The 25,885-nt window shown below is 51.5% G+C and carries 22 protein-coding genes; 7 read left to right on the top strand and 15 right to left on the bottom strand.

What is annotated here, in order from left to right:
• The first annotated feature begins 116 nt into the window (after nucleotides 1-116).
• The 3 genes from ACYVHB_RS24190 (at nucleotide 117) to ACYVHB_RS24180 (ending at nucleotide 3,047) form a co-directional block, all read left to right on the top strand.
• Complete coding sequence (locus tag ACYVHB_RS24190) at nucleotides 117-794, top strand: recombinase family protein (RefSeq protein WP_461054387.1); 678 nt, start codon at nucleotides 117-119, stop codon at nucleotides 792-794.
• Between the two features lie 74 nt (nucleotides 795-868).
• Nucleotides 869-2,257 carry an AAA family ATPase gene (locus ACYVHB_RS24185; RefSeq protein ID WP_461054386.1) on the top strand — a complete coding sequence of 463 codons (1,389 nt, stop codon included), beginning with the start codon at nucleotides 869-871 and terminating at the stop codon, nucleotides 2,255-2,257.
• Between the two features lie 4 nt (nucleotides 2,258-2,261).
• Nucleotides 2,262-3,047: an HNH endonuclease family protein gene (locus tag ACYVHB_RS24180; RefSeq protein WP_461054385.1), complete on the top strand. Its 786-nt coding sequence runs from the start codon at nucleotides 2,262-2,264 to the stop codon at nucleotides 3,045-3,047.
• On the opposite strand, the gene ACYVHB_RS24175 is transcribed toward ACYVHB_RS24180, so the two are convergent.
• From ACYVHB_RS24175 to ACYVHB_RS24150, 6 genes are all read right to left on the bottom strand, one after another.
• A complete protein-coding gene (locus ACYVHB_RS24175; RefSeq protein ID WP_461054384.1) occupies nucleotides 2,941-3,885 on the bottom strand; it encodes an aKG-HExxH-type peptide beta-hydroxylase in 945 nt (314 codons plus the stop codon). The two genes, ACYVHB_RS24180 and ACYVHB_RS24175, sit on opposite strands and share 107 nt — an antisense overlap.
• Nucleotides 3,882-4,478, bottom strand: a complete 597-nt coding sequence (gene yhhC / locus ACYVHB_RS24170) for a cyclophane-containing peptide 2OG-Fe(II) oxygenase YhhC (RefSeq protein WP_461054383.1) — start codon at nucleotides 4,476-4,478, stop codon at nucleotides 3,882-3,884. The genes ACYVHB_RS24175 and yhhC overlap by 4 nt, the downstream gene beginning before the upstream one ends.
• A complete protein-coding gene (gene yhhB / locus ACYVHB_RS24165) occupies nucleotides 4,465-5,580 on the bottom strand; it encodes a cyclophane-forming radical SAM/SPASM peptide maturase YhhB (protein ID WP_461054422.1) in 1,116 nt (371 codons plus the stop codon). The genes yhhC and yhhB overlap by 14 nt, the downstream gene beginning before the upstream one ends.
• A 28-nt stretch (nucleotides 5,581-5,608) precedes the next feature.
• Complete coding sequence (gene yhhA, locus ACYVHB_RS24160) at nucleotides 5,609-5,803, bottom strand: YhhA family cyclophane-containing RiPP (protein ID WP_461054382.1); 195 nt, start codon at nucleotides 5,801-5,803, stop codon at nucleotides 5,609-5,611.
• Nucleotides 5,804-6,126: 323 nt separating this feature from the next.
• Complete coding sequence (locus tag ACYVHB_RS24155; protein ID WP_461054381.1) at nucleotides 6,127-7,137, bottom strand: hypothetical protein; 1,011 nt, start codon at nucleotides 7,135-7,137, stop codon at nucleotides 6,127-6,129.
• A gap of 40 nt (nucleotides 7,138-7,177) precedes the next feature.
• The gene (locus tag ACYVHB_RS24150; RefSeq protein WP_461054380.1) at nucleotides 7,178-8,830 is read right to left on the bottom strand and encodes a DUF4041 domain-containing protein; all 1,653 of its coding nucleotides are present in this window, start codon (nucleotides 8,828-8,830) and stop codon (nucleotides 7,178-7,180) included.
• A 562-nt stretch (nucleotides 8,831-9,392) separates the two neighbouring features.
• Here ACYVHB_RS24150 and ACYVHB_RS24145 point away from each other — a divergent pair.
• Together ACYVHB_RS24145 and ACYVHB_RS24140 are read left to right on the top strand one after the other, a co-directional pair.
• Nucleotides 9,393-9,800, top strand: coding sequence for a PadR family transcriptional regulator (locus tag ACYVHB_RS24145; RefSeq protein ID WP_461054379.1), 408 nt, complete (start codon nucleotides 9,393-9,395; stop codon nucleotides 9,798-9,800).
• Between the two features lie 24 nt (nucleotides 9,801-9,824).
• Nucleotides 9,825-12,362 carry a GIN domain-containing protein gene (locus ACYVHB_RS24140; protein ID WP_461054378.1) on the top strand — a complete coding sequence of 846 codons (2,538 nt, stop codon included), beginning with the start codon at nucleotides 9,825-9,827 and terminating at the stop codon, nucleotides 12,360-12,362.
• Nucleotides 12,363-12,456: 94 nt separating this feature from the next.
• Here the strand turns inward: ACYVHB_RS24140 and ACYVHB_RS24135 are convergent, their stop codons facing one another.
• The gene (locus tag ACYVHB_RS24135; protein WP_461054377.1) at nucleotides 12,457-15,705 is read right to left on the bottom strand and encodes a WD40/YVTN/BNR-like repeat-containing protein; all 3,249 of its coding nucleotides are present in this window, start codon (nucleotides 15,703-15,705) and stop codon (nucleotides 12,457-12,459) included.
• A 263-nt stretch (nucleotides 15,706-15,968) separates the two neighbouring features.
• On the opposite strand from ACYVHB_RS24135, the gene ACYVHB_RS24130 reads away from it, so the two are divergent.
• The gene (locus tag ACYVHB_RS24130) at nucleotides 15,969-16,547 is read left to right on the top strand and encodes a hypothetical protein (protein WP_461054376.1); all 579 of its coding nucleotides are present in this window, start codon (nucleotides 15,969-15,971) and stop codon (nucleotides 16,545-16,547) included.
• A gap of 175 nt (nucleotides 16,548-16,722) precedes the next feature.
• On the opposite strand, the gene ACYVHB_RS24125 is transcribed toward ACYVHB_RS24130, so the two are convergent.
• Nucleotides 16,723-17,535, bottom strand: coding sequence for a class I SAM-dependent methyltransferase (locus ACYVHB_RS24125; RefSeq protein ID WP_461054375.1), 813 nt, complete (start codon nucleotides 17,533-17,535; stop codon nucleotides 16,723-16,725).
• A gap of 125 nt (nucleotides 17,536-17,660) precedes the next feature.
• Between ACYVHB_RS24125 and ACYVHB_RS24120 the strand changes: the two genes are divergently transcribed.
• Nucleotides 17,661-18,587, top strand: coding sequence for a pirin family protein (locus ACYVHB_RS24120; protein WP_461054374.1), 927 nt, complete (start codon nucleotides 17,661-17,663; stop codon nucleotides 18,585-18,587).
• Between the two features lie 27 nt (nucleotides 18,588-18,614).
• Here ACYVHB_RS24120 and ACYVHB_RS24115 read toward each other — a convergent pair whose 3' ends face one another.
• From ACYVHB_RS24115 to ACYVHB_RS24085, 7 genes are all read right to left on the bottom strand, one after another.
• Entirely contained in the window at nucleotides 18,615-19,637 is a 1,023-nt protein-coding gene (locus ACYVHB_RS24115; protein WP_461054373.1) for an LLM class flavin-dependent oxidoreductase, read from the bottom strand.
• Nucleotides 19,638-19,853: 216 nt separating this feature from the next.
• Nucleotides 19,854-20,921, bottom strand: coding sequence for an AI-2E family transporter (locus ACYVHB_RS24110; protein WP_461054372.1), 1,068 nt, complete (start codon nucleotides 20,919-20,921; stop codon nucleotides 19,854-19,856).
• Between the two features lie 87 nt (nucleotides 20,922-21,008).
• Nucleotides 21,009-22,382, bottom strand: a complete 1,374-nt coding sequence (locus ACYVHB_RS24105) for an L-serine ammonia-lyase (RefSeq protein ID WP_461054371.1) — start codon at nucleotides 22,380-22,382, stop codon at nucleotides 21,009-21,011.
• A 4-nt stretch (nucleotides 22,383-22,386) separates the two neighbouring features.
• A complete protein-coding gene (locus tag ACYVHB_RS24100; protein WP_461054370.1) occupies nucleotides 22,387-23,178 on the bottom strand; it encodes an oxygenase MpaB family protein in 792 nt (263 codons plus the stop codon).
• Nucleotides 23,175-23,930 (bottom strand): OmpA family protein, encoded by a 756-nt coding sequence (locus tag ACYVHB_RS24095; RefSeq protein ID WP_461054369.1) that lies wholly within the window; start codon nucleotides 23,928-23,930, stop codon nucleotides 23,175-23,177. The genes ACYVHB_RS24100 and ACYVHB_RS24095 overlap by 4 nt, the downstream gene beginning before the upstream one ends.
• Before the next feature lie 94 nt (nucleotides 23,931-24,024).
• On the bottom strand, nucleotides 24,025-25,098 hold the full coding sequence (locus ACYVHB_RS24090) for a glycosyltransferase family 9 protein (protein ID WP_461054368.1): 1,074 nt from the start codon (nucleotides 25,096-25,098) through the stop codon (nucleotides 24,025-24,027).
• Between the two features lie 127 nt (nucleotides 25,099-25,225).
• A complete protein-coding gene (locus tag ACYVHB_RS24085) occupies nucleotides 25,226-25,858 on the bottom strand; it encodes a DUF4254 domain-containing protein (protein ID WP_461054367.1) in 633 nt (210 codons plus the stop codon).
• Nucleotides 25,859-25,885 lie beyond the last annotated feature (27 nt).

The following is a 25,885-nucleotide window of genomic DNA, read 5'->3' as shown; positions in this document are numbered from 1 at the left end:
ACTTTTTATACATTTTGTACAGAACTCTTGGTATTATTGAATTTTACATTTCTTAAACGCACGTTTGTAAAATGTAAAATCAGAGTATATTTACTTCACATCATCCATATTGCACCGTGGAACACTCATCGAGACTCAAACAGTACGTTGCCTACTTCCGGGTCTCGACCCAGCGACAGGGTGCCAGTGGTCTTGGACTAAGCGCCCAGCGTACGAGTGTTAATTCATACATTCATAACAAGGGAGAGATCATTGCTGAGTACACCGACGTTGAGTCGGGCAAGAAGAATAACCGGCCGGAACTACTCAGGGCAATCGCCTGCTGTAAGGAGAGGGGAGGGGTACTGCTTATTGCCAAGCTCGACCGGCTGACTCGTAATGTGGCCTTCATCTTTACCCTGCGTGATTCGGGAGCCGAGTTTGTGTGCGCTGACATGCCGGAGGCCAATACACTTACCATTGGTGTGATGGCTACCATGGCTCAGCACGAACGGGAAGTCATTGGTGATCGAACCCGTAAGGCTCTTGCTGAAAAGAAACGGGCTGGATTTACTCTTGGTAAACCAGAGAATTTAACAGAAGTCGCTGTTCAAAAGGGTTTGGAAGTACGACAGTATAATGCCCGTAGTCATGAGAATAATCGAAGAGCAGTAGCCTTGGTCAAATCGCTCCGGGGGGCTGGCCAGAGTTGGAGTGACGTGGCCAGAACGCTTAATGAGCACGGGTTTCTTACCCGACGTGGCAAATCATTTCAGGCAGTTCAGGTCCAGCGAATTATAGAACTGTACAAATAATAATTCCCATGTACTCGCAATTCGATTTTTTACAATGATAGCTTATTTTACAGAACAACATTAAAAATATTTTCATGAAAACAATACCATTTTACATCAAGAAAATAGAACTTAAGAATGTTGAAACATTTGTTAATAGTACTGAATTAAAGCTTACGAAACCCGATGGAACTATTTCGCAGTGGACTTTAATCCTTGGTGATAATGGTATTGGCAAATCTAATCTGCTACGGTTCATTGCTTGGATGAAACCGCAATTGCCATATGATGCATCTGATACTAATGGCTTAAAACCAGCCCCAATGATTAACGATGAAGAAAATGAAGTTTTAGAGCGTTTGGTTCATAGAAGTTTAGGGGAGACGCAGACGGCTACAGCAAAAGCATTGTTCGTGGCAAATCATCAACTGAATGAAAAAGCTACTTCATCTGTAAGCAAATGTGAAACAGAAATAACTATTGAACTTAATGATTTAGGTAAATTAAAAGATGTTGAAACTAATTTAAAAGCTTACGAGAATGGGGTGTTTTATACAGAAGAAGTGCTAATATACGCTTATGGTGCATCAAGGCAATTAGGTAAGTTGAATTTAAATAATCCTAAACTTCTTGATACAATACCAAACTTTATTCAAGAAAAAACGGAACTTTATGATGTAGAAGAAATTCTTCACACCTTACACTACGCTTCTTTAGGCTCTAAGGATAAGATTGAAAGAAAAAAGTATAAATCATTTATAAAGCGCGTAAAACAGATGCTAGTGGCGCTGCTGCCCGATTTTGAACATATAAAGGATATTGAAATAAATCCACCTAAGATATTAAGTCACAATTCGGAGGGGGGCTTTGTCATAAACACGAAACACGGACAGAAAATACCATATGGGGACTTTAGTCTTGGGTATAAAACGGTAACTGCTTGGACCGTAGATTTGGCATGGCGGCTATTTAATAAGCATCACGCCGAATCTGAGAACCCGTTAGAAGAGCCAGCTATAGTATTGATTGATGAGATTGACCTTCACTTACATCCTCGGTGGCAGAAGGATATTATGGCGAATTTATCTAAGCATTTTCCCAACATTCAATTTATTGCCACAGCCCACAGTCCGCTTATGGTGCAAGCAGCTGTTCGCTCCAACCATGCTGTTTTGAAATTTGAGGAAGGTAGTGTAAGAATTGAAAACGAGCCTGAGGGCATTGACGGGTGGCGAGTAGACCAAATTCTAACAAGTGATTTTTTTGGCTTAAAGTCTTCACGCGGGAAGGCGTATGAGGAACTGGTGGCGCAACGAGAACATTTGTTAGCTAAGAAAAAATTAGCGGAGAAAGATGAGGCTGCCCTAAAGGTAATTAATTCAAAGTTATCAAAGTTGCCAACTGGAGAAACACCTGAAGAGATCGATAATAGAAAAGAACTTTCTAAATTAGTTCAGAAACTTAAAAACAAAAGTATAGATTGAGACTATGAGACGAATAGACAAGTCAATAGTACCACCCCATAATCTCTTTAAGGCTGGTCACTCAGAAAACACTCATAATCAACAAGAATATGATTTTTCACCACAAAAGTACAATGAAAACGGAGAAAGTTTTGATATAAAAAAGACAATATATGGAAATAAAATTATTAAACAGGCTTTAAAAGAAGAACAGTATTTAAAATGCTGCTACTGTGAAAAACATCAAGGTGATGAGCCTGGAGCTGTCGAGCATTATCGACCTAAAGGTGGTTATCACTCTACAAGAGATGAAAAATTAAAAAAACCGGGTTACTATTGGTTAGGCTATGAATGGACAAATTTATACTTTGTTTGTTGTCGATGCAATACAACTAAAGGAAATCTTTTTCCTTTAGTTGATGAAAGTACAAGAGCAAAATCGCATCATTACGACATAAATCTTGAAACTCCTTATTTAATTGATCCAGGCGGGGCCAAAGATCCACGAGCACATATAGTCTTCGAAAATCATTTGATTAGAGGTGTAACTGAGTTTGGAAAGATAACTATTAAAATCTGTAATTTAGATAGACGTGATTTAGATGATATGAGACTTGAATTAATTAGTAACATTGACGAAAAATTGGCAGATATAGAAACATGTATTAGCCAAGATGACCTCAGCTTTGTAAGGGCTAAGAATTTTATTGGCGACTGTCAGAAGCCTGCTGCTCAGTTTTCAGCAACAGCAATTGATTATTTACGTCAGTATTCAGATTATTTGAGTCGATATGGTATTCAAGTAAATTGACAACAAGCGATTTTCCCTCCTTCGTTAAATCAGAAATCTGATCAAAATTATTTAACGAATCAAGTTCGCTTCCAGTACGTTCTATACGATCTACTAAAAATTCTTTTACTTCATTGGAACAATTATGGGCGGTAGCGAAGGCAACATAAAAGTCATGAACAGCTTTAAAAACATATATACCGTGTAATATTCCTCGGGCGGGCCGGTCTTCGTCGCGCCACGGGGAGTAATAAAGGTTGTTGCTCTTCGGGCGTATCAATTCTATCACATTCTCCAGCAGGGTTAACTGAAGGTGCATGGCTTCGTGCAGGATAGACTCCGCAACTCGCAGTGACGAAAGCAGTGAAGCATCTTCACAAACCGAGACAAAAATGGAGAATGGAATCTTGGGGTGGCTGTAGCTGGTATCTATTTCGGCATCATCCTGTCGCAAGACTTGTAACGTCTTAACTAGCTTGCCAATGCTGGCGGCTACCGGTTTCACTCGTTGGAGCAGCGATAGTGCTTGTAGAAGCTTATCTACCACGTGTTTTGATTCGAGCTCAGTTGCAGACAAGGGATCAAGACCGTGTTCGTCGTAAAAACTTTGTAGACGCTGGAAATCAGGGATTTCAACAATGATCTTTTCTACTCCGGCAACAGATAACTGTTTTTGATTGCAAGCAGTAGGTCTGAAATTACTTAAGCAATTAGCTATGCTGTAGGTATCAGTATTGATACCGGTTTCCTTAGTCAGCCTATTCCAGCCGTCCTGTGCCAGAATAGCAGCTAACGTCGGCTCACAAATAACGAATGGCTCATTCTTAAGGTAGGCTAATCCGTGAGCACGTGCATTCATGGCTGTTCTGACTGTTTAAAGGTATATACCAGCGTGTAGCGGGAGAAATTATACACCGTGGAAACTGCGTGGTTTGATCTATTAGAGATCTCGAACCCAAATGCTGAATTACTCACCGGAAGGATAATGTCGCTCACATCTTCCGCATTAGCAGAATTAAACAGGAGCAAGTACCCCCCGTTATCCTCAATCCAGTTGGCATTAATTTGCACTAATAATCGATGACTTTCCTCTTTGCCAATAAAATCATTGTGCACTCCTATGCGCTGTCCGTCGGTAAGCTTATGCACCGTGGCACCTGCTAATTCTAAACCACTAACCTCAAAAGTCGCTTCTATTTGCTCCTTGACCGCTCTGACCAGCCCGTCTTCAATCAAATAGCGTAAATTAGACGGAAGCGTAATATGTAACAGGCTAAATTCGTACTGCTCATAAAATTCTGTTCGGGTCAACTCCCAGATGGTGGTGCTTGACAACCAATTATATATGTCTTTCTCAAGCGCTGGGGAGAAAACCTGCTTAGCGCAAAAGTGCGGAAAAGGGCGTTGTTCAATTATAGTATCTGAGAAATCGATCACCTTAGCAGTATGCATGGTCTAAGCTATAGGCACTGAGTAGTTGACGCATGTGGCCAATCAAATAGAGTTGGTCTGAACAGTATACAGAAGCATTGTTGAAGCCGCTCTGGCCGTGCCAGCGGTGTAAAATCATACCGCCACCGCAGACGTTCAGTTCCGCACAGGCGAGACATTTCTTGCTGGTTGGCTTCTGCATCTGTCGGTACTGGTCAAACTCAACCGAATGCAGGAAATCAATCAAATTGGTTTCCTTAACATTGATCGGTTGCAAAAACTTATCGGCACCATTGAAAGAGCTTTTTAGCGTATCATTTTTCATGAGCCCACCATCGGTGTCAATAATTAGAATCCCGAAATCAGTGACCCCTAACCCTTCTTTGGAAACACTTCCTCCCAAGAGTACTTTCAGCATGTCATCGAGAACCCGGATCGGTAGCGGATCGACATCGTTCATGTAGCTATTCAGCAAGCCAACCATCCACTTACCATACTCCAAAGATTGCACGGCCGCTTTACCGACTGGCAAAGCGGTATGGTTACCATCTTTGTAGAGAAAATCAACGCTGGGCGCACCCATCGTTTTGAAGAAATTATAGATCTCCGCTGGGTCAGTAGCCGGGTCGATTACTGCCAACAGGCCCGCGTTAAGAAAAGTGGCTTCCGGGTGCGACTGTAGCGTAGCTATCCCTGTAATGACTTGGTCAAACGTTCCAGAGCTGCCATGGGTGACTCTAAACCGGTCATGAACGTGCGCTGGCCCGTCAAGGCTGACGGCTACGCTTACCTGGTGCAGGGCACAGATGTTCAAAATTTCTTCTGTGATAAGTATACCGTTCGTCTGAATACTGATTGGATAGCGAGGGGGTAGAACAATCCGCAGTTGTTTTAGTAAATCGCTCAACCTGCCTGCGCCTAACAATAGGGGCTCACCACCATGCAACACGACACTAAAGCAATCCCGCTGGTGTAAGGCCAATGACGCCAGGGATGAGCAGACTGCCTGTACGGTTTCCGCCGTCATGAACTTAGACTGCCGGGACCAGTTGTCGTCTCCCATGTTGTATACATAGCAGTACGTGCAGTTTATATTACAGCGGCTCGCTACCTTAATCAGCACCGTATCAAGGATAGGCCTAACGTCTTTACTATCGGCCACGGTTATGCCGGTTGTGAGTCCGGTTGTAAGCCAGAATGTTAGGCTGCGCTTCGGTTCTCACTTCCCGAATGAGCCGTTCCAAGAGCGAATTAGGAGCCTTTTTGGCTTCAATAACAAGGGATTCTGGTTCTTTTAAACCGTTCTCTTGCTGTAAGCCATTATTCAATGAGTCAATCTGGTCCATAACAAGTCTATCAGGCTATAAAGGTATAGAAAAATAGAGTTAAAATTTATTATATATAAATGATTGACTATTAAGTACTTATTTTGTAATACAGTTTTCGTAAACTAAACTGAGCTATGGAGCTGGCGGTTCGAAACGGTAGCTGAAAATCGAATAAATGATTGAAAACGAATAGTTTATGATAGTAAAAATTTAAGAGGTATTTAAGATGAGCTTCCCCATCCTATCCTAAAAATAGATGTCATTCTTTAGGATAGGACGGGAAGGGATGCTGTTCTTTAAATTTTTGCCTATCTGTTAAAGTTATCCTAATCGAATATAAATCATCGCTGTTTGTTTAGGGGCAGCGGAGCCGCGAGGCCCACGCGATCTACGGCCTGGAAACCACCAGTCTTGGTGAATTTCATGTTGTGGTTGAAGTTGCGCATTGAATCAGACGGGTCCAAAGTGATAAAATTGAGTTCAGTCAGGGTAGCTCGGGGCATTGCGGCCGATACAATAACCTGGCTTTCTACCTGGCCGTTGATGGGGTTCAACTGTTTCGCTAAGGCATGGACAACGACCTGGCTGACGGGCAAAAGAGCTTGCACTTCGCGGGCCACCCGCAGCAAGCAACCGCATACGTAGTCTTGGTAGAGCTCGTTGAATTTACTAACAGGCAACGCCTTACGGGAGAGCTTCCCGCTGGCAAGCTGGCTAACGACAAAATCGGGAATAACGTCCATGCTATTTACGTGTACATCAACTTCGATGTGGTCAGCGGTAAAGGTGTATTCAAGCCGTGACTCCAGGTGAGTGTTACCTTCAAAAGGCGCAAAAATCTCCAACACCTGTGCATATACATCGGAATCTCTATTCAGCACCTGGCGAGTGAGGTCCTGCCGGTCCTGCCACTCGTTAAATTGGCTGGTGTATTTGGCCTGATGCTCAACGGTGATCTGGTAGTCGCGCTGACGGGCAACAACGATGGCCTCTTCCAGGCGCTGAATTTTACGGGCCCCTAATCTGAAGAGCCGGTCGAAGAAATTAGGTTGGTAAGTATCTAAAGAGACTTGAGCACGCTGCTCCTCTTGGGTACTCAGTAAGGGTAAACTTGGAGGAGACTCCTGCTGCATTGCCGACCAGTCAAGCCGATCACTGCGATCGTAATGAACGGATTTAATGACGCTGATATACTCGTCATAATCGCGTACAGCTTGGGCTGCACTGGTTATTGCCTGCTCCTTTTGCAATTGCTTGAATTGTTGCGTGGCAACCCGGGCTCGTCGCTGCTGGTCGCGCTCGATGCGCCGGGTAGTGGCGGCAAACGAGCGGACGGCTCCTTTCCAACTCATAGATTAATAAGGATTAAGGTTGATCGGATAGAAAGGTAGTTTATAGCTCCTGCTCTTCCGCTTCTAATTCAGTAGGAATGTTTTCTAACTGGAATTTCTCCCACTCAGCCCGGTAACGTGTGTCGTTGCTCAGGGCTTGCTCAACGGCCAGGCTTTCGCGGTATTGGCGGGCTACTGCCGAAAGAGTCCATTTCGTGTCGATCCCTAAACGCTCAATTTCTGATTTAATCTGGGATAGATCTACGCGGAAAAATTCTTTACGCGGGTTGACCTTGTTAATCTGATTATTTAGGAAGTGGCGGTGCAAGTCGCGCTCCAGGGCTGGAGCATCGTTGCTGAAGAGCAGCGCGTGGACGTCAAACTCAAAGGGTACTGAAGCATCGCCCAGTTCGCGCACACGGTCGAGAGGTTCCAGACGGCGGGTCATGCCGATTTTGTAGACGTGTTCGCCAAAAGAGCCAATATTAGAGATAATATAGACGTGGCCGGACTTGGTTTGTTGGGCCATTGAGAGGGCGCGCTGATTTTTCTCTTGGGCCACCCGTAATCTATCTTCTAATTCACGAAGCTGATCGTTAAAGGCCGACTGCTGCTCGGCCGAGGCTTTAGCCGCTTGTTGCTGTATTCTATCGATAGCTTTCTGGATCGTATCTTCTTGCTTGGCCGCATCGCGCTGGGCTTTTTCAAAGTCGCGACGGGCCTTCTCTTCCTCTCGAATCTGTTCTTTAATGAGCCGCTGCTCTTCGCGCTCTTTCAACTTCAACTCATGAAGGACGGTAGCCCAGCGCAATTCTTCCAGACGGGACTGTAAATACTCCGGGGTGATGCGGGCATCTTTAAATGGCTTACCCAGGTTGTTAACCAAAGCGTATGCATCCTTGATTTGCTGACTCAGCGTACCATAATTATCATGCTTGACACTGGCCAGCACGGTATCCACTTTACCATTGAAGGCGTCGGTAATAAAGTTTACGGCACTGGTACTACGTACTACCTCGACATAATCACACTTAGCGGCTACCCGAGTACTCATCATCAACCTTGTCCGCTCACGAGCCCGCTTTAGTTCCTCGCCCGCTTGCGTGTGGCCGAATTCGTCGGCCAGTTCATCCAGTAAGACATACGATGGAATCAGGTACTGGTCGCCATAACCGTCAATGACATTTTTGAGCGCTTGAATCGTTTTCTCAAGGCCAGCTGCATTACGGGCGGCCGCCAGGGCCTCACCAGCAATTTCTTCGCCCCGTTGATTAGCCATGCTAACGATGCGGGCGGCTTCCTTAGTGGCATCGAGCAGTACGCCATCGGCTTGTGTTTGCAGAACGCGGGCTCTAACGCCCGCTTGATCGCGGATATCTTTGCTTTCCGCGCGGGATTGTTTGAGTTCGTTAGCTGCGGCCGCGCGTAGATCGCCAGCCTCGTGCTGAGCACGGGCGAGAACGGTAGCTGCTTCACTCTCCGCTTGGGTACGTACCTGAGTGGCATATTGCTCAGCGTCCAAAATGGGTTGGTACTGGCTGAGTTGGTCGACTTCACCCTGCAACTGCGCTTCCCGGGTGGCTGCGGCAAGGATTTGTTGATCAATTGCATTCTGGGCTAAAGTCAACTCCTGCTCTTTGGACTTGATTTTAGTAGTTTGGACCAGGAGAAAAATTAGGGCGACAACTAATGACAGGAGTAGAAATAGGGTCATAGAAGGGCAAGAGTAAGAAATTCAAACTTACCTAAATAAAAGCAACCATTAGAAATGATCAATTCGGCGGACACAAATTTTAGCTTGTATCAAGCGAGAAATTCGCTTTTGCAAGTGCGTTAATGTCAGACGCTCTAAAATAGTTCGTTCACGGTTCCTTAAAGACACCATACAGACGTATATAAAGTTGTGCAAACAATTTTTCGACGACACCAAATTCTGGGACTTCTACTAACTGTAACGGTCTGAGTATACTGCTTGGACTAAACTTGTACAAGACGGACTGATCCGACATAGGGTGATTACATGTATATGCAGTTGGGAGAACAATCTGATCGAAGAAAGGCGCGACTTAATCTTGAAACTGTCGCATTTAGTTTGCGGAGTGTCGCATTTAGTTTGCGTATGTCGCATTTAGTATCGTGAATCACACCATACATGCCGTTCGTCCATTTTTTCGACCACCAATCTACTAATTATCGATTTTTTATTAAAGTACCTTGCATTGCATAGTACCTTATTGTACCTTTGATCTATGTAATTTACGAAACTGGCTACACCAATGAATATAGAAAACGCTCAGGTGCAGATGCGAAAGGGCATTTTGGAGTTCTGCATCCTGCACATCATATCGCGGGGCGAAATTTACGCGTCCGATATGCTCGATGAACTCACCTCCGCCCGCATTATGGTGGTGGAAGGGACCCTTTACCCGTTACTTACCCGGCTCAAAAATGCGGGTCTGCTCGATTATAAGTGGGTAGAGTCCACGTCAGGGCCACCGCGTAAGTATTACATCCTGACCGATTTAGGGCGCAATTCGCTCGAATCGCTGACCGAAACGTGGCAGGAACTGGCCGAATCGGTCAACCAGATCATCGGCCGGACGGAGCAGCACCGCAAACCGGCCAACGGCACGAATGCGCCCATGACCATGCCCGACCAAACCAGTTCTTCCCCTAACGCTTAACCGAGACTATTTCTATCTAAGACCATGAAAAAGACAATCAGCATCAACATCAGTGGGGTCATTTTCCACATTGAAGAAGACGGCTACGATAAACTCAAAAGTTACCTGACGACCGTCCAGCAGTATTTTTCGACTTACGAAGACAGTCAGGAGATCGTAACGGACATTGAAAACCGCATTGCCGAAAAACTTCTTGCCAAACTCAAATCCGCCGACCGGCAGGCCGTTTCCCTCGAAGACGTTAACGAACTCATTGCCGCCATGGGAACCGTGGCCGACTTTGAGGCCGTGGAAGAAGAGGAAGTGTTAGTAACCAGTGGAGGACGCAACTCGGCACCGGGGTCAGGTAACGCCCGGCCCGGTGGCCAGCAAACGGGTTCTACGACCGGTGCTTACAGTTCTGCCCAAAGCGGCAACACAGGCACGTATACCGGTCCGCGTAAACTGGTTCGGGATTTGCGCCGGAAAACCCTCGGGGGCGTGGCGGCTGGTCTGGCGCATTACTTTAATATGGACGTGGTTTGGGTACGCCTGATTTTCGTTGCCCTGGTAGTTGGTTTGCCCGCGTTAATGGGTGCTTCCAACAGTAACTCCGGCGATTTCTTCGGTGGACTTAGTGGCTTCACGGTCATCATCTACATCGCTATGTGGATTGCCCTGCCCGGCGTGGGGACGATTGAGGAAGACAAGACGATCAAAAAGTTTTTCCGTAACCCCGAAGACAAAGTGCTCGGGGGCGTCGCGTCGGGTATTGCGGCTTACTTCGGCATCGACACAGGCGTCGTCCGGCTGCTATTCGTGCTCGGCATCGTATTCTTCGGCGTCGGATTCCTGCTCTACATCGTGCTCTGGATGATTGCGCCCCCGGCTAATACGCTCACCGAAAAAATGGAAATGCAGGGTCGCCCAATCACCCTCTCAAACATCGAGAGCAGCATTAAGCAGAACCTGAACATCAACGAAGCGCCCAACAACGAAAGCGGCCTGACGCGGGTACTGCTGTTTCCCTTCCGGGCCATTGCCACCATCATTGGTGGGCTTGGCAGTGCGCTGGGGCCGCTGCTGAACGGTGTGGTGGCCGTTATCCGGGTGTTTGCCGGTATCCTGCTGCTGGTGCTCGCCTTCGCCGGGATGGTGGCCTGTTTAGCGTTCCTGGGCGCGGCCATTGGGTTAGAATCGGGCATGAACTTCGGCGATGGTGACTTTCCGGCCCAACTGTTCCGGTCTGACATTACGATGCCGATGATCGTGTCGGGTTTTGCGGTGGGCATTATTCCGGCCTTCGGACTGGCAATTTTAGGGGTTATGCTCATCACGACGCGCAGCGTTATCAGCAGCCGCACGGCACTGACCCTGGCGGGCGTGTGGTTGGTCAGTATGCTGGTGTTTGGCGGAACGGCCACGCCCCTCATCAATAGTTTCCAGCGGAAAGGCGTTGTTGACGAGACCAAAGTGCTGCGGGTGGCTGGTACGCCAACGTTCGACCTGGTCGACATCGACAGCGAATACAACACTGGAGCGGACCTGGAACTGGAAGGCTACGAAGGAACGGATCTTAATTTAGTTCAGCGGTTTGAAGCGCAGGGCCGCAACCGGGCCGACGCCCAGGCCAATGCCCGTACGATTCAATACCGGTACGTGCAGCGGGATTCGGTGATTCGGTTCGACAACAGTATCGAGTTAGCGCCGAAAGCCCGTTTCCGAATGCAGGATCTGGAGATGAACCTGAAGATTCCCTACGAAAAACCGTTTCGCATGACGCCCGCCTTCGCCCGCTACATTCGCAATCGGTTTGGTGAGAAAGAAATCGACCGGATGCAGGCCAGCCTCTGGAAGTTCACCCAGGCAGACGGCCTCGTGTGCATCAACTTCCCCCGCGAACGGGAACGCGACGCCGACAGCGAAGATAACGACGTGACCGACCTCACCGACGACGTGCAGAGTGCCGTAGCGGGTGAACTGGGTGAAGATTTTGACGAGATGGGCGACCACACCCGGCAGTTCAACGCCAGCAATTTCTCGAAGGTCGACGTGTCGGGGGCATTCGTGGTTCGTTTCCGCAAGGGCGATACGTATAAAGTCGTGGCCGATGGTCGCGAAGAGGATTTAGACGAGGTGAAGGTGGACGTTGACGGTAACACGCTGGAAGTGTCGATGGAAAACAACCGCCTGTTCGACTGGAGCGACCGCAAACGCATTGGCCTGACCATCACCGTTCCCGCCATCAATGAACTGAAGATGTCGGGCGCATCAAAGGCTAGTTTAACCGGCTTCGGCTCGTTCAACGACCTCAATATTGACATGAGCGGAGCCTGCCGGACGGTGTTCGATGGGGACGTCAAAAAACTGACCATCGGCCTGTCGGGCGCATCGAACGTCATTCTGCGGGGCCACGCGACTCAGTTAGACGCCGACCTGACCGGAGCCAGCAAAATTGAAGCAACCGGCTTAGCCGTCGACCGCGCCGAGGTCGATGCCAGCGGAGCCAGCCACGCCGACATGGGTCAGGTCGGCACACTCGACTCTGAAACATCGGGAGCTAGCAAGGTAACGCGGCAATAGTTAAATGGTTAATGCATAATGGGTAACGAATAATGTACAATGTGACCACTGGCACCATTGTACATTATTCGTTACCCATTATGCATTAAGACTCCTATTGTTTCGGTACGGAAGCGGCCACGTCCGGCACCGTAATCTTCTCGATCTGTAGCTGACGGCACTGGGCGTTAAAGCGGCCAATATCATCCTGAATCAGCCGGTTCATGTCAGTTTTTAGTGGTTGCCAGGTGGTGTTGAGTTCGGCTAAGCGTGCGGTTTGCCCGGTCGTGACGTAGGGCATGTTCACGTCTAATTCGCCCTTCAGAAACATATAATCGGCGCTCAGCTTGTTCTCGAAATTAATAACGTCGTCGTTGGACTGCGACTTGGGCTGAATCACTTTCTCTTCCCATACCTTTATCCGTTTGGCTACCGCCCGGCCCGAGTCGGCCACGGCTTTCAGGTTGGGTTTATCGTCAATGAGATCGACCAGTGCGTTGATTTGTTGCTGAGCTTTGCGCATCCGGTTCACACCCTGATGAATCTCCTTAACCCCGTCTTCGATGGCGATGAGCGTTTTCTGCTGCTGCTCGTAGTCGGCTGCTGACGCGTTGAGCCGGGGATCGGGTAGGATTTTGAACGCTACAGTTTTCGCCTGTTTGCCCAGCTTCACCTGCGCCTGATAAGTACCCGGAGCCACTTTGCGGCCGCTGTAATTGCCTTCGATAAACACCTTTTCGATAGAGGGCAGCGTTTCGGTGCGCATGTTCCACACGAACCGGTTCAGGCCGGGCTTCATCGTCAGCGTCGGCTCCGGCGATGGGCCACCGGGAAACTGGACAAACTTCTTGTCTTTCTTACTGCTAAACATGCGAAGCACCGCGCCCTGCTCCGACCGGATTTCCAGCGAAAGCGTTGCGCTGGTATCTACTTTAGCGGGCAATTGGTAATAAATCACCACGCCAGTAGCGGGATTAGTGCCTGCAAAACCGCTACGGCCGGGGCTGCTGCCGGACTCTTCGTCATCGTCGTCCTGAACGACTTTGTCCAGCGCACTGCTCCCCGATACGCGGTAGGTAGCCTCCGGTTTGTAGACCAGCAAACTGTCTTTGCTAACTTTCTCGCTGTACTGCCGAATCGGCCCCAGATCGTCTAAGATCCAGAACGCCCGCCCGGACGTAGCCGCGATCAGGTCGCCCTGATGCACTTTGAGGTCGGTGATGGGACTGAGGGGCAGATTCAGTTGCCAGGGTCGCCAGTTGGTGCCGCCGTTGTAGGAAATATACAGTCCCGTTTCAGTTCCGGCGTACAGCAGGTCTTTGCGGTCGGGGTCTTCGCGAACCGTTCGGGTATAAGCACCGTAGGGGATACCCTGCGTAATTTTTGTCCAGGTTTTGCCGTAGTTGGTGGTTTTGTAAATGGCCGGGGTAAAATCGTTGAATTTGTAACGGGTGGTGGCGATGTAGGCCGTGGCTTTGTCGTGGGGCGATACTTCGATAGAATTAATCAGCGTTTCGCCCAAACCCGCCGGGGTCACGTTGGTCCAGGTCGTGCCGCCGTCGCGGGTGAGGTGGACTAAGCCATCGTCGCTGCCCGTCCAGAGAAGGCCTTTTTCGGTCGGGGATTCGAGCGCGTAGCTGATGGTGGCGTAATTCTCTCCGCCCGCGCCTTCGTTGGTGTACGGCGCACCGCCCCAGCCCAACCGGGTGGAGTCGTGGCGCGTCAGGTCGGGGGAGACAGGCAACCAGTTTCGGCCCATATCGGTGGTTTTGAACAGGCGGTTTCCGGCGTGGTAATACGCGTTCGGCTCGTGTTTCGACCAGATGATGGGCGCGTTCCAATTGAAGCGGTATTTCATCGTTTTGGCCTGCTGCGCTAAGTACTGAATCGGCGCGACCATGATGCCCTTACCCTCATGCGTTTGCTGATCGAGCACTTCAATGGTGCCTTGATAACTGCCGCCCAGCACGTAGCGCGGGTCGTCGGGGTTGAAGGCTAAAAACGCGCTTTCGCCCCCCGCCGACGCCCGCCAGTCTTTATCCGTGATGCCGCTGCCATCGGTGGTCCGGCTGGTAATCATCACCGAGGTGTTGTCCTGCTGTCCGCCGTAGATATTGTACGGAAAGCGGTTGTCGGCATTAATGCGGTAAAACTGCGCCGTGGGCTGGTTATTTTCCGACGACCACGACTTGCCCCCGTTGAAGGTTACGGTGCCCCCGCCGTCGTTGAGCAGAAACAGGTTTTTATTGTTCGCCGGGTTGATCCACAAATGATGATGATCGCCGTGCGAGCCGGTGATAGGCGTGAACGTTTTCCCCCCGTCGATAGATTTGAGCATCGAGGTATTCAGTACGTACACGATGTTTTCATCGACCGGATCGGCGAAGATTTCGATGTAATACCAGGCCCGCTGCACCGTGCGGTGGTCTTTGCTGACCCGGTTCCAGCTTTTGCCCGCGTCGTCGGACAGAAAGACCCCGCCTTTTTCGGCTTTCGTATCGGACTCGATCACGGCGTAAACCCGGTTGGGATTCGCGCGGGACACCGAAATGCCCATTTTACCTAATTCCGTGGGTAATCCTTTAGTCAGCTTCGTCCAGGTTTCGCCCGCGTCGGTCGATTTGTAGAGACCACTGCCTTTGCCCCCGCTCTGCACCTGCCAGGGGAGCCGCCGGTGCTCCCACATCGACGCGTAGAGGATACGCGGGTTGGTCATATCCATACTCAGGTCGTTGCAGCCCGTGTTCTCGTCCACGTACAATACCTTCTTCCACGACTTACCGCCATCGGTGGTTTTATAAACGCCCCGCTCCGCCGATGGGCCATGCAACGCACCCTGCGCGGCCACGAAGACCACATCGGCGTTTTGCGGATGCACCCGCACGGCGGCAATGTGCCGGGTGAGGTCGAGACCCAGGTGTTGCCACGTTTTGCCCGCATCGGTCGATTTGTAGACGCCATCGCCGTGGGAGGTCATCACCCCCCGTGGCGCGTGTTCGCCCATGCCCGCGTACACCACCGCCGGGTCCGCGTCGCAAATGCCAATGGCCCCCACCGACGACGTTTTCAACTGACCATCGGAGACGTTTTTCCAGGTCATGCCCGCGTCGTCCGTTTTCCAGATACCGCCACCCACCGTACCCATGTAGTACAGTTGGGGATCGGTCGTCACTCCGGTTCCCGCGACGGACCGGCCACCCCGGTACGGTCCGATGCTTCGCCATTTGACGGGTTTGAAATATGGGTCATCGTTGACCGCTCCTTCGGCGATGGACGTGGATACCGCTTTGGCTATTTTTTGCCGCTGTGCCAGTAACGGGTTGATTGATAGAAGGAAACAAAGAAGAAGTAGGGCGTTTCGCATAGGTAGCCAGTTGTTCAGTTCGATCTGGCTAAGATAGTGCAAATCAGGGTTTGGGCGGCTTAGTTAGGCTATAACAGGAATCGATAATCGACGTGTCCTGGTGGATAAAGCTAATATGGCGGACTAACCATAGCCACAACTACCGTCACACACAATTTGACAGGCAGGGTGGTTGAAATTTCCTACATTAGCGGCTGATGGACTAAGGATTCGTTGCATATAGCCTATTCGAAAAGGCACGAGATTCTTTAAAATTAGATGTCATGCACGAAGAAACGTTTCTTAAGATTCGCCTGTATTTTACAGGAGCAATGATGATTTCTATATGGTTACTATTAATTTGGGACTATCATCATGGAGGTGTACCAAGCCATCATATTTTGCAGCGTAAAGACATGCCTGAATTTTCTAATTGGTGGGGAGGACTTTTACTCCCATTGCTCACATGGTTTCTATTATATCGGATTCAAAAGAGAATCATCAATCCCAAGAATGGAAACTCAAGAGCTTCAAAGTTTTCTTTGAATATACTTTATGCATTTATTATTGCTCTATGTTTTGGAATACTGCTTTCTGTGTTTTTTACTTTCGGCTATACTGAAATGCCATTATACATGCTTACTGGGCTTCTCCTGCTTGCACTTTTCTTGCCAATTTATCGGGCAGAGTGCTTCCTTGGCTGTGTCATTGGTATGACCTTTACATTTGGTGGAGTTCTTCCAATTGGAATAGTAGCGCTATTGACTTTAATAGGTATGGTACTATACCTGCTTGTTAGGCCTGGAATAATTTTTTTCACATCAAGATTTGCAAATTTAGTCTCCTCAATTAAGCACAAATAAGACAGACAATAAAAATAAGAAGTAAGGTTGATGATGTAACAGTATAAAAATAAATTAGCCAATAGTTTGCTAAACCGTTTCAATTCGGTAGCTGACCGTCAGTCACGGTCAGCTTTCTTGAGTCAGCCGTTGAAAGTCTACTGGTACAAAATAAAATCAACTCATTGAAATAACGTTAACGCCTAACCGTCACCCGTAAGAATGTGGCGGGTATAGACGTGGTGTTATCGGTGGTGCTTTTGTTTTGACTGGTAAACAAGGCTTCCAATTCGTGCTGCAACTCCGACGCCTTACCGTTCTTTTCGGCGGCTTCAAACGCGTTCATGGTGGGGCCGTAGTAGTTTTTGAACGTGTTGAGGAGTTCCGACGGTGGATACGGGGCGTCAAACGTGAACGTCTCCCTACTAAAGGATATAGCTTCTTTTGCCACGCCCGCCTGCCCAAACCGGTCGATAACGTGGTCCTCGACACCCCACAACATTGGGCTAACGAAACCCTCCGGCGGGGGCGGTGTGTAGGCCGAACTGATCTTTAATATTTGCGCAACTAAAGTAGGATCGCCCGGTATCCAGTTGCCCATCACGATTCGGCCGCCCGGCCGGGTAACCCGAACCATTTCTTTGGCTACCTCGACCGGTTTTGGGGCGAACATGGCACCGAAGATACTCACAACCAGATCAAATGTCTGATCCTGCAGCTCGTGCAAATTGGTGGCATCACCCTCCTGGAAAGTACAATTGGTCAGCCCTTCCGCTTTCGCCCGGCTGTTTCCCGCGTCAACAAGATTCCGGGCGATATCGACCCCTAAAACGGTAGCACCGAGTTTGGCTTCCGGTATCGCGGTGGTGCCATCGCCACAACCGAGATCAAGCACGTTAAGACCGTTAGTGACTTCTAATTTGGCAACCAATGCCGCACCGCTTTCGCGCATGGTTTCGGCGATGCGAGTGAAATCGCCCTTCTCCCACAATGCTTTATTTGGATTCATCCTATTTCGTTTTTATGATCGCAATGGTAGAAACGATTTTTCGCTTTATTGCTACACTACTGTGTTAACGGTATGAATCTAAACGACCATTGTACAGAACAGTACGCCCATTAATCCTACTTGCTATGTTAGAACTGGTCATTGATGCCCGGTCCGCGTCCATCGGTAATGGATTTGCCGTGAAACGGATTCTGCCCTACCGGCTCCGTCGGATGCTGGGCCCTTTTATTTTTATGGACCACGGGGGACCGGTGAGCAAAACGCCCGACGAACTGGGCCAGATGGACGTACTGCCGCATCCGCACATTGGCCTCTCCACGGTGAGCTACCTCTTCGATGGGCAGGTGACCCATCGCGACAGTTTGGGTGTGCAACAGATTATCCGGCCCGGCGAGGTTAACTGGATGACGGCGGGGCGGGGAATTGCCCATTCCGAGCGGTTCGAGGACCCGAAGTTGCTCGCGGGTAATACCTTTGAAATGATTCAGACCTGGGTAGCCCTGCCCGAATCGGCCGAAGAAAATGCCCCGACTTTTACCAATTATCAGCCCGACAAGTTGCCCATTTTTACCGATACCGGTGTCTGGATGCGACTGATCGCCGGGCAAGCCTATGGCCTGACAAACGGCGTAGCTACGCATTCTCCGCTGTTCTATGCCCACGTCGTGCTGCAACCCGGTGCCCGGTTTGGTCCGCCACGGGGTTTTCCCGAACGGGGAGCTTATGTAGCTAAAGGCAGCGTGGAGGTGAACGGCCATACCTACGGCGTCGGTCAGTTGCTGGTCTTAAGTGCGGGCGTCGACCCGGTGCTGACCGCCAAAGAAACCTCTACGCTCATGCTGCTGGGTGGCGAACCGCTGGGTCAACGCTATATCTGGTGGAATTTCGTGTCGTCGAGCCGCGAACGCATTGAGCAGGCTAAAGCCGATTGGCAGTCAGGCCGCATTCCTCTACCGCCCAACGACAACGCCGAGTTTGTTCCTCTGCCGCCCGACGACCGTTCGCGCCCGGCCGGTTCAGGGGTCAACCCTTCGCCCCAGCCCTTGTCGTAGCGCTAACCGGTTGCCAACCGGAACCGGTTAGCGCAGTAACGGAGCCAGTCGTTCACCAATCAGTTCGATGGACTCCATGATCTTGTCGTGTGGCAGCGTGGCCACATCCATCTGAAACGTCACCCGCGCGATGCCGCCCAGCGCGTCGCTGTGCCGCCTGATTTTCGCGGCCACGTCTTCGGGGCTACCCACCAGCAGGGCACCCAGCGGGCCGGTTTGGGCGTCGAAGTGAGCGCGGGTTACGGGGGAGCCACCGCGTTCGCGGGAACGGGCGGTGAAGGTTTGGGCGTAGCCGGGATAGAAAGACTCGATGGCTTCGTCGGTCGTCGGTGCCACGTAGCCCAACGAGTGCAGACCCACCCGCAACTGGTCGGGTGGGTGCCCGGCCCGGCGACCGGCCTCGCGGTAGAGGTCGATCAGGGGCCGGAAACGATGCGTATCCCCACCAATGATCGCCACCATCAGCGGCAGTCCCAGCGTACCCGCCCGCGCAAACGACTGTGGCGTACCGCCCACGCCCAGCCAGATGGGCAGCGGCTGTTGCAACGGCCGGGGATAGATTCCCTGACCCGTGAGCGCGGGGCGAAACGTACCCGACCAATGCACTTTTTCGTTCGCCCGGATGTCGAGCAGCAGACCAAGCTTTTCGGTAAATAACGGGTCGTAATCGTTCAGGTCGAACCCAAACAGGGGGAAGGCTTCAATGGATGAGCCACGCCCCACCACCATCTCGGCCCGGCCTTGCGAAATCAGATCGAGGGTGGCAAACTGCTGAAATACCCGCACGGGGTCGGCCGCCGACAGCACCGTGACGGCACTGGTCAGGCGGATTCGCTGGGTTCGGGCTGCTGCGGCAGCCAAGATAACGGCGGGTGCCGAGTCGAGGTATTCGATCCGGTGGTGTTCGCCAATGCCGAAAACGTCCAGCCCAACCTGATCGGCTCGCTCAATCCGGTCGAGCAGCCCGCGCATGGCCTCCGCGCCGGTGATGGGTGTTCCCGTACCGGCTCCCAGCAAGTGCGATGCAAAACTGTCAATGCCAACTTCCATCGTGTGTTTCTATATGTTTGGCCCTACACCGCCAGTTGTGTTATCCATTCCTAACATCGCCAGTAGCCTTCTCAACCGGCCTTAGACAACCAGATTTGGCCGCGTAATCGGGTCCGGGTAGCGCGTATCTTCCCCGGCAAACGCGTTGCCGCCAGACGGGAGCGGTGCTACACCCAATCCGTTGAATACCGTTGGAACTTGGTTGGGTCACACGCGTCACTTAACCTGCTCCGCCCGTTCACTCACTTTTGCTTCGGCAATGGCTACCTCCTGCTCCTGCTGCCGGTTGTCGCGCTCGAAGACATCCATCAGCACAATGAAATAGGAGAGGAGCAATGGCCCCATAACTAAGCCCAGGATACCGAAGATGGGAACGCCCAGCACAATGCCCGCCAGCGTAACGAGCGGGTGAATGTCGCCCATGCGCTTGGCCAGCGCAATCCGCAGCAAATTGTCGATGTTGATAATGACGACGGCACCCACAACCAGAATGCCAATGCCCTGCCCTGTATTACCCTGCGAGAGTTGAATTAGCCCGGCCGGAACCCACACCAATGGCGTTCCAAGCACGGGAATAAAGGCGGTAAAAAAGGCGATAACCCCCCAGAACGGCGCGTCGGGCACGCCGAAGATCCACAACGTAAGGCCGGTTAGAACACCCTGCACCAAGCACACCAGCGCTTGCCCGAGCACGTTGGCGTTGACGTTGTTCTTGAGCGATTCGCCCAGTTCGCGTTGCGTGTCACGCTTGAAGGGCAGGTACTTTTGCAGTCCTTTCTGAAATCCTTCCTGCTGGGTGAACATGAAGTAAAACGTGAAAAACATCAGCCCAATGATGACGATGAAGTCGAGCGCCCCGCCCGCTAATGACGGCAGCAAGCGGCTGGCGAACCCCGCCCCCTGCTGGGCAATGGAACGGATATTCTGCGGGCTGGTGATCTGAAAGCCAGTTAAATCTTCCCCTTTTTTAATCAGATTCAGAATGTCGTCGGTGTTCTGGCTGTAGTGCTGAATGCGTCCGGCGAGCAGCAAACTCAGCGTCAGAAAAGGCATGACGATGACGACTAAGGCAAAAACGATCAGCAGCGAGGTGACGAGTGCCGGGTTCCAGTTGCGTTTATGGACTAAGTTGGTAAACCAGGGCCTGAAAATGACGTAGAGAATGCCCGCGCCCAAAAACGCCGATGCGTAGCCGCGCAGACCGGCAATGATGAAGCCGGCAATGATGATTAAGCTTGTGATGAGCAGAACCCGCTGTTGCTTGGGAGTGTAGATGGTTGCCATAGGTAGAAAAGTTGTTCAGTTATTCGGTTGAGTAGCCGCAATGGTTCGTAAACACCCCAACGCCCTCGAATTGTTTAACCGGAACCCCTAACATTCCGTTGCGCTCAGGGCCAGCCCGGCTTCCGACGTTTCCTTGTATTTGGTTGACATGTCGCGGCCGGTGGCTTTCATTACCCGGATGACGGCGTCGAGCGATATTTTCTGGAATGAAGCCGCCCCCGACGTGGCCAGCAAAAAGGCGTTGTAGGCTTTAACGGCCCCCATGGCGTTGCGCTCGATGCACGGAATCTGAACATAACCACCAATGGGGTCGCAGGTCATGCCGAGGTGGTGTTCGATACCGATCTCAGCGGCAGCTTCGATGGCGCCAATGTTTCCGTTGGCGCAGCGCGTCAGGAAAGCCGCGCCCATGGCCGACGCTGTGCCAACTTCGCCCATGCAGCCCATCTCGGCTCCCGAAATGCTGGCGTTGTGCTTCACTAAAAACCCAATCATGGCAGCCGCCAGCATCCCCGCCCGGAGCGTGGCCCGGTCGTGGTGAAAATGGTGTTTGGCTAAGTAGGTCAGGCCCGGAATTACCCCCGACGCGCCCGATGTTGGGGCCGTCACAACAATGCCCCCGGCTGCATTTTCTTCCGAAGCCGCTAAGCAATATGCATTCAGAAAAATCAGAAAACTGTCCGAAGACTGACTCATACCCTTTGCCTGCCGGAACAGAATCGGTGCCTTGCGACTCAGTTTGATGGAGCCGGGCAGGACGCCGGTTTGCCGCAATCCCCGCCGAACGGCCTTGTGCATAAAGTCCAGTAACTGATCGATTCGGGCGTTTACGTCGGCGCGACTCCGGCCGGTCAGGGCCATCTCGTTCGCCATCATCAGCGCGTCGAGCGTCAGGTTGTGGGTCGTTAGCTGCGTTTTTAGTTCGGTCATGGTGCTGTACGGGTACGGCACAGAAACCGATGGACCGTCGGTTAATTCCCCTTTACGGATGATGAACCCACCCCCGATGGAGTAATATTCCTGCTCAGTTAGGGTCTGTTCGCCCGATGTTAACCGCAGTACCATCGTGTTGGCGTAGGGCGAGTCGTAGCGCTTTCGCTCGAAATGAATGTGCTGCGACCCAACATCAATTGGTTCGGCACCAACCGGAACCGTGTATACGACAGCCGGGTCTTTGAGCAAACGCAGCAGGGCGACCGGGTCGGTTGTTTCGGGTTGCCAGCCCAGCAGCCCGGCTACTACGGCGCGGTCGGTGCCGTGGCCCTTCCCCGTTGCGCTGAGTGAGCCATACAGGTGAACATGAAGGGCATTGGCCCGGTGCTGCACGTCGGTGGGCAGTTGAGCAAGCCGTTCCCGAAAGTCGAACGCGGCTTTCATCGGCCCGATGGTGTGCGAACTGCTCGGCCCCGGCCCAACCTTAAACAGGTCGAAGACGGAGGTGGTAATGGGCGTGGAGGTCATACTATTAGCTGTTCACGTCTAAGCCCCGGATTTGCGCCAGATACTCAGTGGGTAGTAGTACTCGCTGCATCACCGAGCGCAGGTTGAGCGCGTTCAGCACGTTGTACAACCCGATGGAATAGGCCAACAGCGGCTTTTTGGGGAGACCCAGTAATCGGCTCACCTGCTCCGGCACCAGAATGGCCTGCGCCTGCCGCAGCAGATCATACCGCCAGGTCCCCAACTGCTCACGGTATCGCTGAAACAGCTTATCCGTAAATTCACTGCGCACTAAATCTCGGTTGAGGTGAGCCTGCCGGTCGGCCTTCCAGTTGGTGTAATTGACTGGTAGATCGGACAGGTTTAACCCCGTACCTACTTCCCGAAAATGAAGAAACAGGTCGTCTTGTTCGGCTTCGGCAAGTGGGCGGTGCAGGAGTTGGTAGGCTCGTTCTGAATAGTCAATGAGCATGTAGAGCACGTCGCGGTATGCCCAGTCTGGAATCTGACGACCCCGCTTCTGTTCGACCCCGCCGTGAATGGCGTTAATTTGGCTGATGGCCTGCCGGGCCTGCGCGTCGGTTGACAGAATGATTTTTTGAGCGTACTGAACGGTCGAAAACAACCGCGCAATGGGATCGGCGGGTAGTTTGCCCGTAAAAAATAACCAGTCTACCGCCCGGTTAAGGGCAAATTCAGCCGCAGCACCGCCAAAAATCAGGAGAATGACATCCGCGTCGCCCCAAATCTGACGGACGATGGAGCCGGGCGGCACAAAATACGTTGGGGTAGCTGGCGTATTAGCAGTAGCGTTCATAACGCTAAGACAACGAATTCGACCCGTCGGTTCTTTCGTTTATTCTCTTCAGAATCATTGGGAGCCGCCGGGCGCTTGTGGCCGTAGCCGTTCGGCCGCAGCCGACTTTCAACAATGCCGTTGCGGATCAGGTAGTTGCGAATGATTTTAGCCCGGTTCTCCGACAGGGCCTGATTCAGTTGCCGGTCGCCCACGTTGTCGGTATGCCCCGCAATTTCAATCACTAAACCGGGCGTTGTAATCAGGGTTTTGGCCAGCTTGTCTAACTGCGGATACGATTCGGGCCGCAGGACGTAACTGCTCTGATCGAAGTAGACGTTATCCAGCCGAATCGACCGATTGACGGCTAAATCTCTGAACACGCTGTCAGCCGCTACCGCTGGTTTAGATTCTGATAGTTTGGGTTGTTGTTTTTCCAGCCGCACAATGTATTCATAGTCGGCGCACGTATCGCACGAGACCACCATCAGCTCTTCTGCTTCAAAATAACCCGGTACAGTGGCCACCACGTTGAGCGTATCGGTACGGGTCAGCACAAAATCGAACGACTTGCCGGGCTGGCTTTTACCCGTAAATTTCTTCTTAGCCAACAGCGCCTGAATAGAAAATTGAGCCGGTAACTCGGCCGACGTTCCGTCGTCAACGGCTTTGATGGAAAAGACCGTGCGGGTTGGTTTTTCGGACAACGAAGTCTGGCCGAACGCGCCGAATAGAGTAAGCAGACTAAGGAGTAGTGTCAGGACAGAACGCATGGCGGGTGGTGCAGTAAAAATGGGTTACTGCTTTGTCCACAAATAAAGTGCCGAATCTATCTTGTACGCTAATCTTGCTCATAAGCTACTCATTCTAAGGAGCATGACCCAGCATTTGCTGTACCCGTTCCGCTACCGTCGCCACCGAAATGTCGTTGAGGCAAGCCAGATCGCCCCGCCAGCAGGGGAGGTTGCCAAACACCGAGCAGGGTCGGCAGGTCAGCACGTCAGTTGGGACTTGTACAATTGCTTCCGGGCCTTGTCCCCACGGTCCAAAACCGGCATCGGTATGTGTAGCGCCCCAAATCGACACCACCGGTACGCCACTTAAAGCTGCGAGGTGCATATTGCCCGAATCCATGCAGAGCATCCCGGTCAACCGGCGAATGAGCGCCAGTTCGGCTGCTAATGACAATTGTCCCGCTACGATAATAACCTGTGGGAACCGTTTCCGCAGGGTTTCGAGTCGGGCAATCTCCACCGAACCACCCCCAAACAGGAAAACGCGTACGGGCTGGTCGGTGTAGAGTTGCTCCAATAGCGGCCCGAACCGCTCAAAGGGCCACATCTTCTGGACGTGCTGCGCGAACGGCGCGATGCCCAGCCACGGCTCACCGATGGGCAGACGCTGGCGTTCCAGATAGGCGGCTAACTCCATTTCGGCTGCGGGTGTTGGGACAAATGAGAACGACGTGGGCCATCCAGCCGGGGATGGTTGAACGGCGAAACCGGCTGTCCTGAACAGCGTTGCGTATCGTTCGATGCTGTGGGGCAGGGGACGCCGGATTTTGCCGTCTTTCCGGGTGAGTAATTTTTTGTCGACGCGCCCCTTGTCGAGCGTCACCGAGGAGACGCCCGCCATGCGGAACAGCCGCTTCAGCACCGCCGAGCGCAGGTTCTCATTCGCATCGATAATTAGATCGAACGAATTCATTTTTCGGAGATCCTGGAACAGTCTGAACAAACCGGCGAGTCCTTTGTGCCGCCCGCTCACCTCCGCCCTAACAACGCTCACGTTAGGGAACTGCGCGAAGAAAACGGCGAACTTAGGGCGCGTCACCAGCGTAACCTGTACATCGGGATAGCGATCCGTAAATGCCTGCACGACCGGAGCCAGCAGCGCCACGTCGCCCATCGCCGAGAAGCGAAGCAGGAGCAAATGCTTCATGCTTCGGATGAATTTGTATTGACTCGGCGGCTTCCTATGCTTGTGTGCATACGTGTTGGAGTATTTCGGTGTTTTAGCTGTGCTGGTAACTAATCACGCACACACGTAAAAACATAAACACAAAAAGTCAGGACTGGTTTCCGGCTGGATGGTCCCCAGCCGGATGGCCATACAGAACCGGGTTGAGGGTGGGGTCATTGTACATCTTCATTTGTCGGTAGACTTTCATGTAGCGGTCGCCGGTGCGGATGTCTTCGAGCAATTCGTCGAAACACTGGGCCAAGTCACCCTCCTGTTCGAGCAGTACGGCTAATTTTTGTTCCGCTTTCTGGCGGTGCTCGGCGGGTGCGTCGGCCCGCTCGGTCTGTTCGCGAAAGTGGTAAAGTTTGAGTTGCAGAATCGACATCCGGTCCAGTAGCCACGCGGGAGTTTCGGAGTTCAGACGCGCACCGGGTTTTGGCGATATAGGGCGGAACTGATCAAAAAACCAGCCGTCGATGTGCTCAACCGTATCGGTCCGGTCCTGATTCGACTGGTCGATGCGCCGTTTGATAGCCACCAGTTCATCAGGCCGGATGGTGGGGCTGCGGATAAGGTCTTCGAGGTGCCACTGCACCGTGTCGATCCAGTTCTTTTGGTACAGCAGAAACCGAATATCGTCTTTAGCAAATGGATTGTCGACGGGCGTATCGACGTGGTCGGCGCGGTGGTAGTCCTGGATGCTCTGGCGGAACAGATCGTTGGCAATGGTTGCGTTCATGGGCAGTTAGTCAGCCGCAAAGATACG

Source organism: Spirosoma arcticum (assembly GCF_054779955.1).
The sequence above is the reverse complement of the archived record's forward strand: the minus strand, read 5'-3'. Positions and strand labels throughout refer to the sequence as shown.

What these genes read in the sequence shown, in the direction of transcription:
- ACYVHB_RS24185 (WP_461054386.1), top strand. Translation starts at nt 869, where the DNA reads ATGAAAACAATACCATTTTACATCAAGAAAATAGAACTTAAGAATGTT.
- ACYVHB_RS24180 (WP_461054385.1), top strand. Translation starts at nt 2,262, where the DNA reads ATGAGACGAATAGACAAGTCAATAGTACCACCCCATAATCTCTTTAAG.
- ACYVHB_RS24175 (WP_461054384.1), bottom strand. Translation starts at nt 3,885, where the DNA reads ATGAATGCACGTGCTCACGGATTAGCCTACCTTAAGAATGAGCCATTC.
- yhhC (WP_461054383.1), bottom strand. Translation starts at nt 4,478, where the DNA reads ATGCATACTGCTAAGGTGATCGATTTCTCAGATACTATAATTGAACAA.
- yhhA (WP_461054382.1), bottom strand. Translation starts at nt 5,803, where the DNA reads ATGGACCAGATTGACTCATTGAATAATGGCTTACAGCAAGAGAACGGT.
- ACYVHB_RS24155 (WP_461054381.1), bottom strand. Translation starts at nt 7,137, where the DNA reads ATGAGTTGGAAAGGAGCCGTCCGCTCGTTTGCCGCCACTACCCGGCGC.
- ACYVHB_RS24150 (WP_461054380.1), bottom strand. Translation starts at nt 8,830, where the DNA reads ATGACCCTATTTCTACTCCTGTCATTAGTTGTCGCCCTAATTTTTCTC.
- ACYVHB_RS24145 (WP_461054379.1), top strand. Translation starts at nt 9,393, where the DNA reads ATGAATATAGAAAACGCTCAGGTGCAGATGCGAAAGGGCATTTTGGAG.
- ACYVHB_RS24140 (WP_461054378.1), top strand. Translation starts at nt 9,825, where the DNA reads ATGAAAAAGACAATCAGCATCAACATCAGTGGGGTCATTTTCCACATT.
- ACYVHB_RS24135 (WP_461054377.1), bottom strand. Translation starts at nt 15,705, where the DNA reads ATGCGAAACGCCCTACTTCTTCTTTGTTTCCTTCTATCAATCAACCCG.
- ACYVHB_RS24130 (WP_461054376.1), top strand. Translation starts at nt 15,969, where the DNA reads ATGCACGAAGAAACGTTTCTTAAGATTCGCCTGTATTTTACAGGAGCA.
- ACYVHB_RS24125 (WP_461054375.1), bottom strand. Translation starts at nt 17,535, where the DNA reads ATGAATCCAAATAAAGCATTGTGGGAGAAGGGCGATTTCACTCGCATC.
- ACYVHB_RS24120 (WP_461054374.1), top strand. Translation starts at nt 17,661, where the DNA reads ATGTTAGAACTGGTCATTGATGCCCGGTCCGCGTCCATCGGTAATGGA.
- ACYVHB_RS24115 (WP_461054373.1), bottom strand. Translation starts at nt 19,637, where the DNA reads ATGGAAGTTGGCATTGACAGTTTTGCATCGCACTTGCTGGGAGCCGGT.
- ACYVHB_RS24110 (WP_461054372.1), bottom strand. Translation starts at nt 20,921, where the DNA reads ATGGCAACCATCTACACTCCCAAGCAACAGCGGGTTCTGCTCATCACA.
- ACYVHB_RS24105 (WP_461054371.1), bottom strand. Translation starts at nt 22,382, where the DNA reads ATGACCTCCACGCCCATTACCACCTCCGTCTTCGACCTGTTTAAGGTT.
- ACYVHB_RS24100 (WP_461054370.1), bottom strand. Translation starts at nt 23,178, where the DNA reads ATGAACGCTACTGCTAATACGCCAGCTACCCCAACGTATTTTGTGCCG.
- ACYVHB_RS24095 (WP_461054369.1), bottom strand. Translation starts at nt 23,930, where the DNA reads ATGCGTTCTGTCCTGACACTACTCCTTAGTCTGCTTACTCTATTCGGC.
- ACYVHB_RS24090 (WP_461054368.1), bottom strand. Translation starts at nt 25,098, where the DNA reads ATGAAGCATTTGCTCCTGCTTCGCTTCTCGGCGATGGGCGACGTGGCG.
- ACYVHB_RS24085 (WP_461054367.1), bottom strand. Translation starts at nt 25,858, where the DNA reads ATGAACGCAACCATTGCCAACGATCTGTTCCGCCAGAGCATCCAGGAC.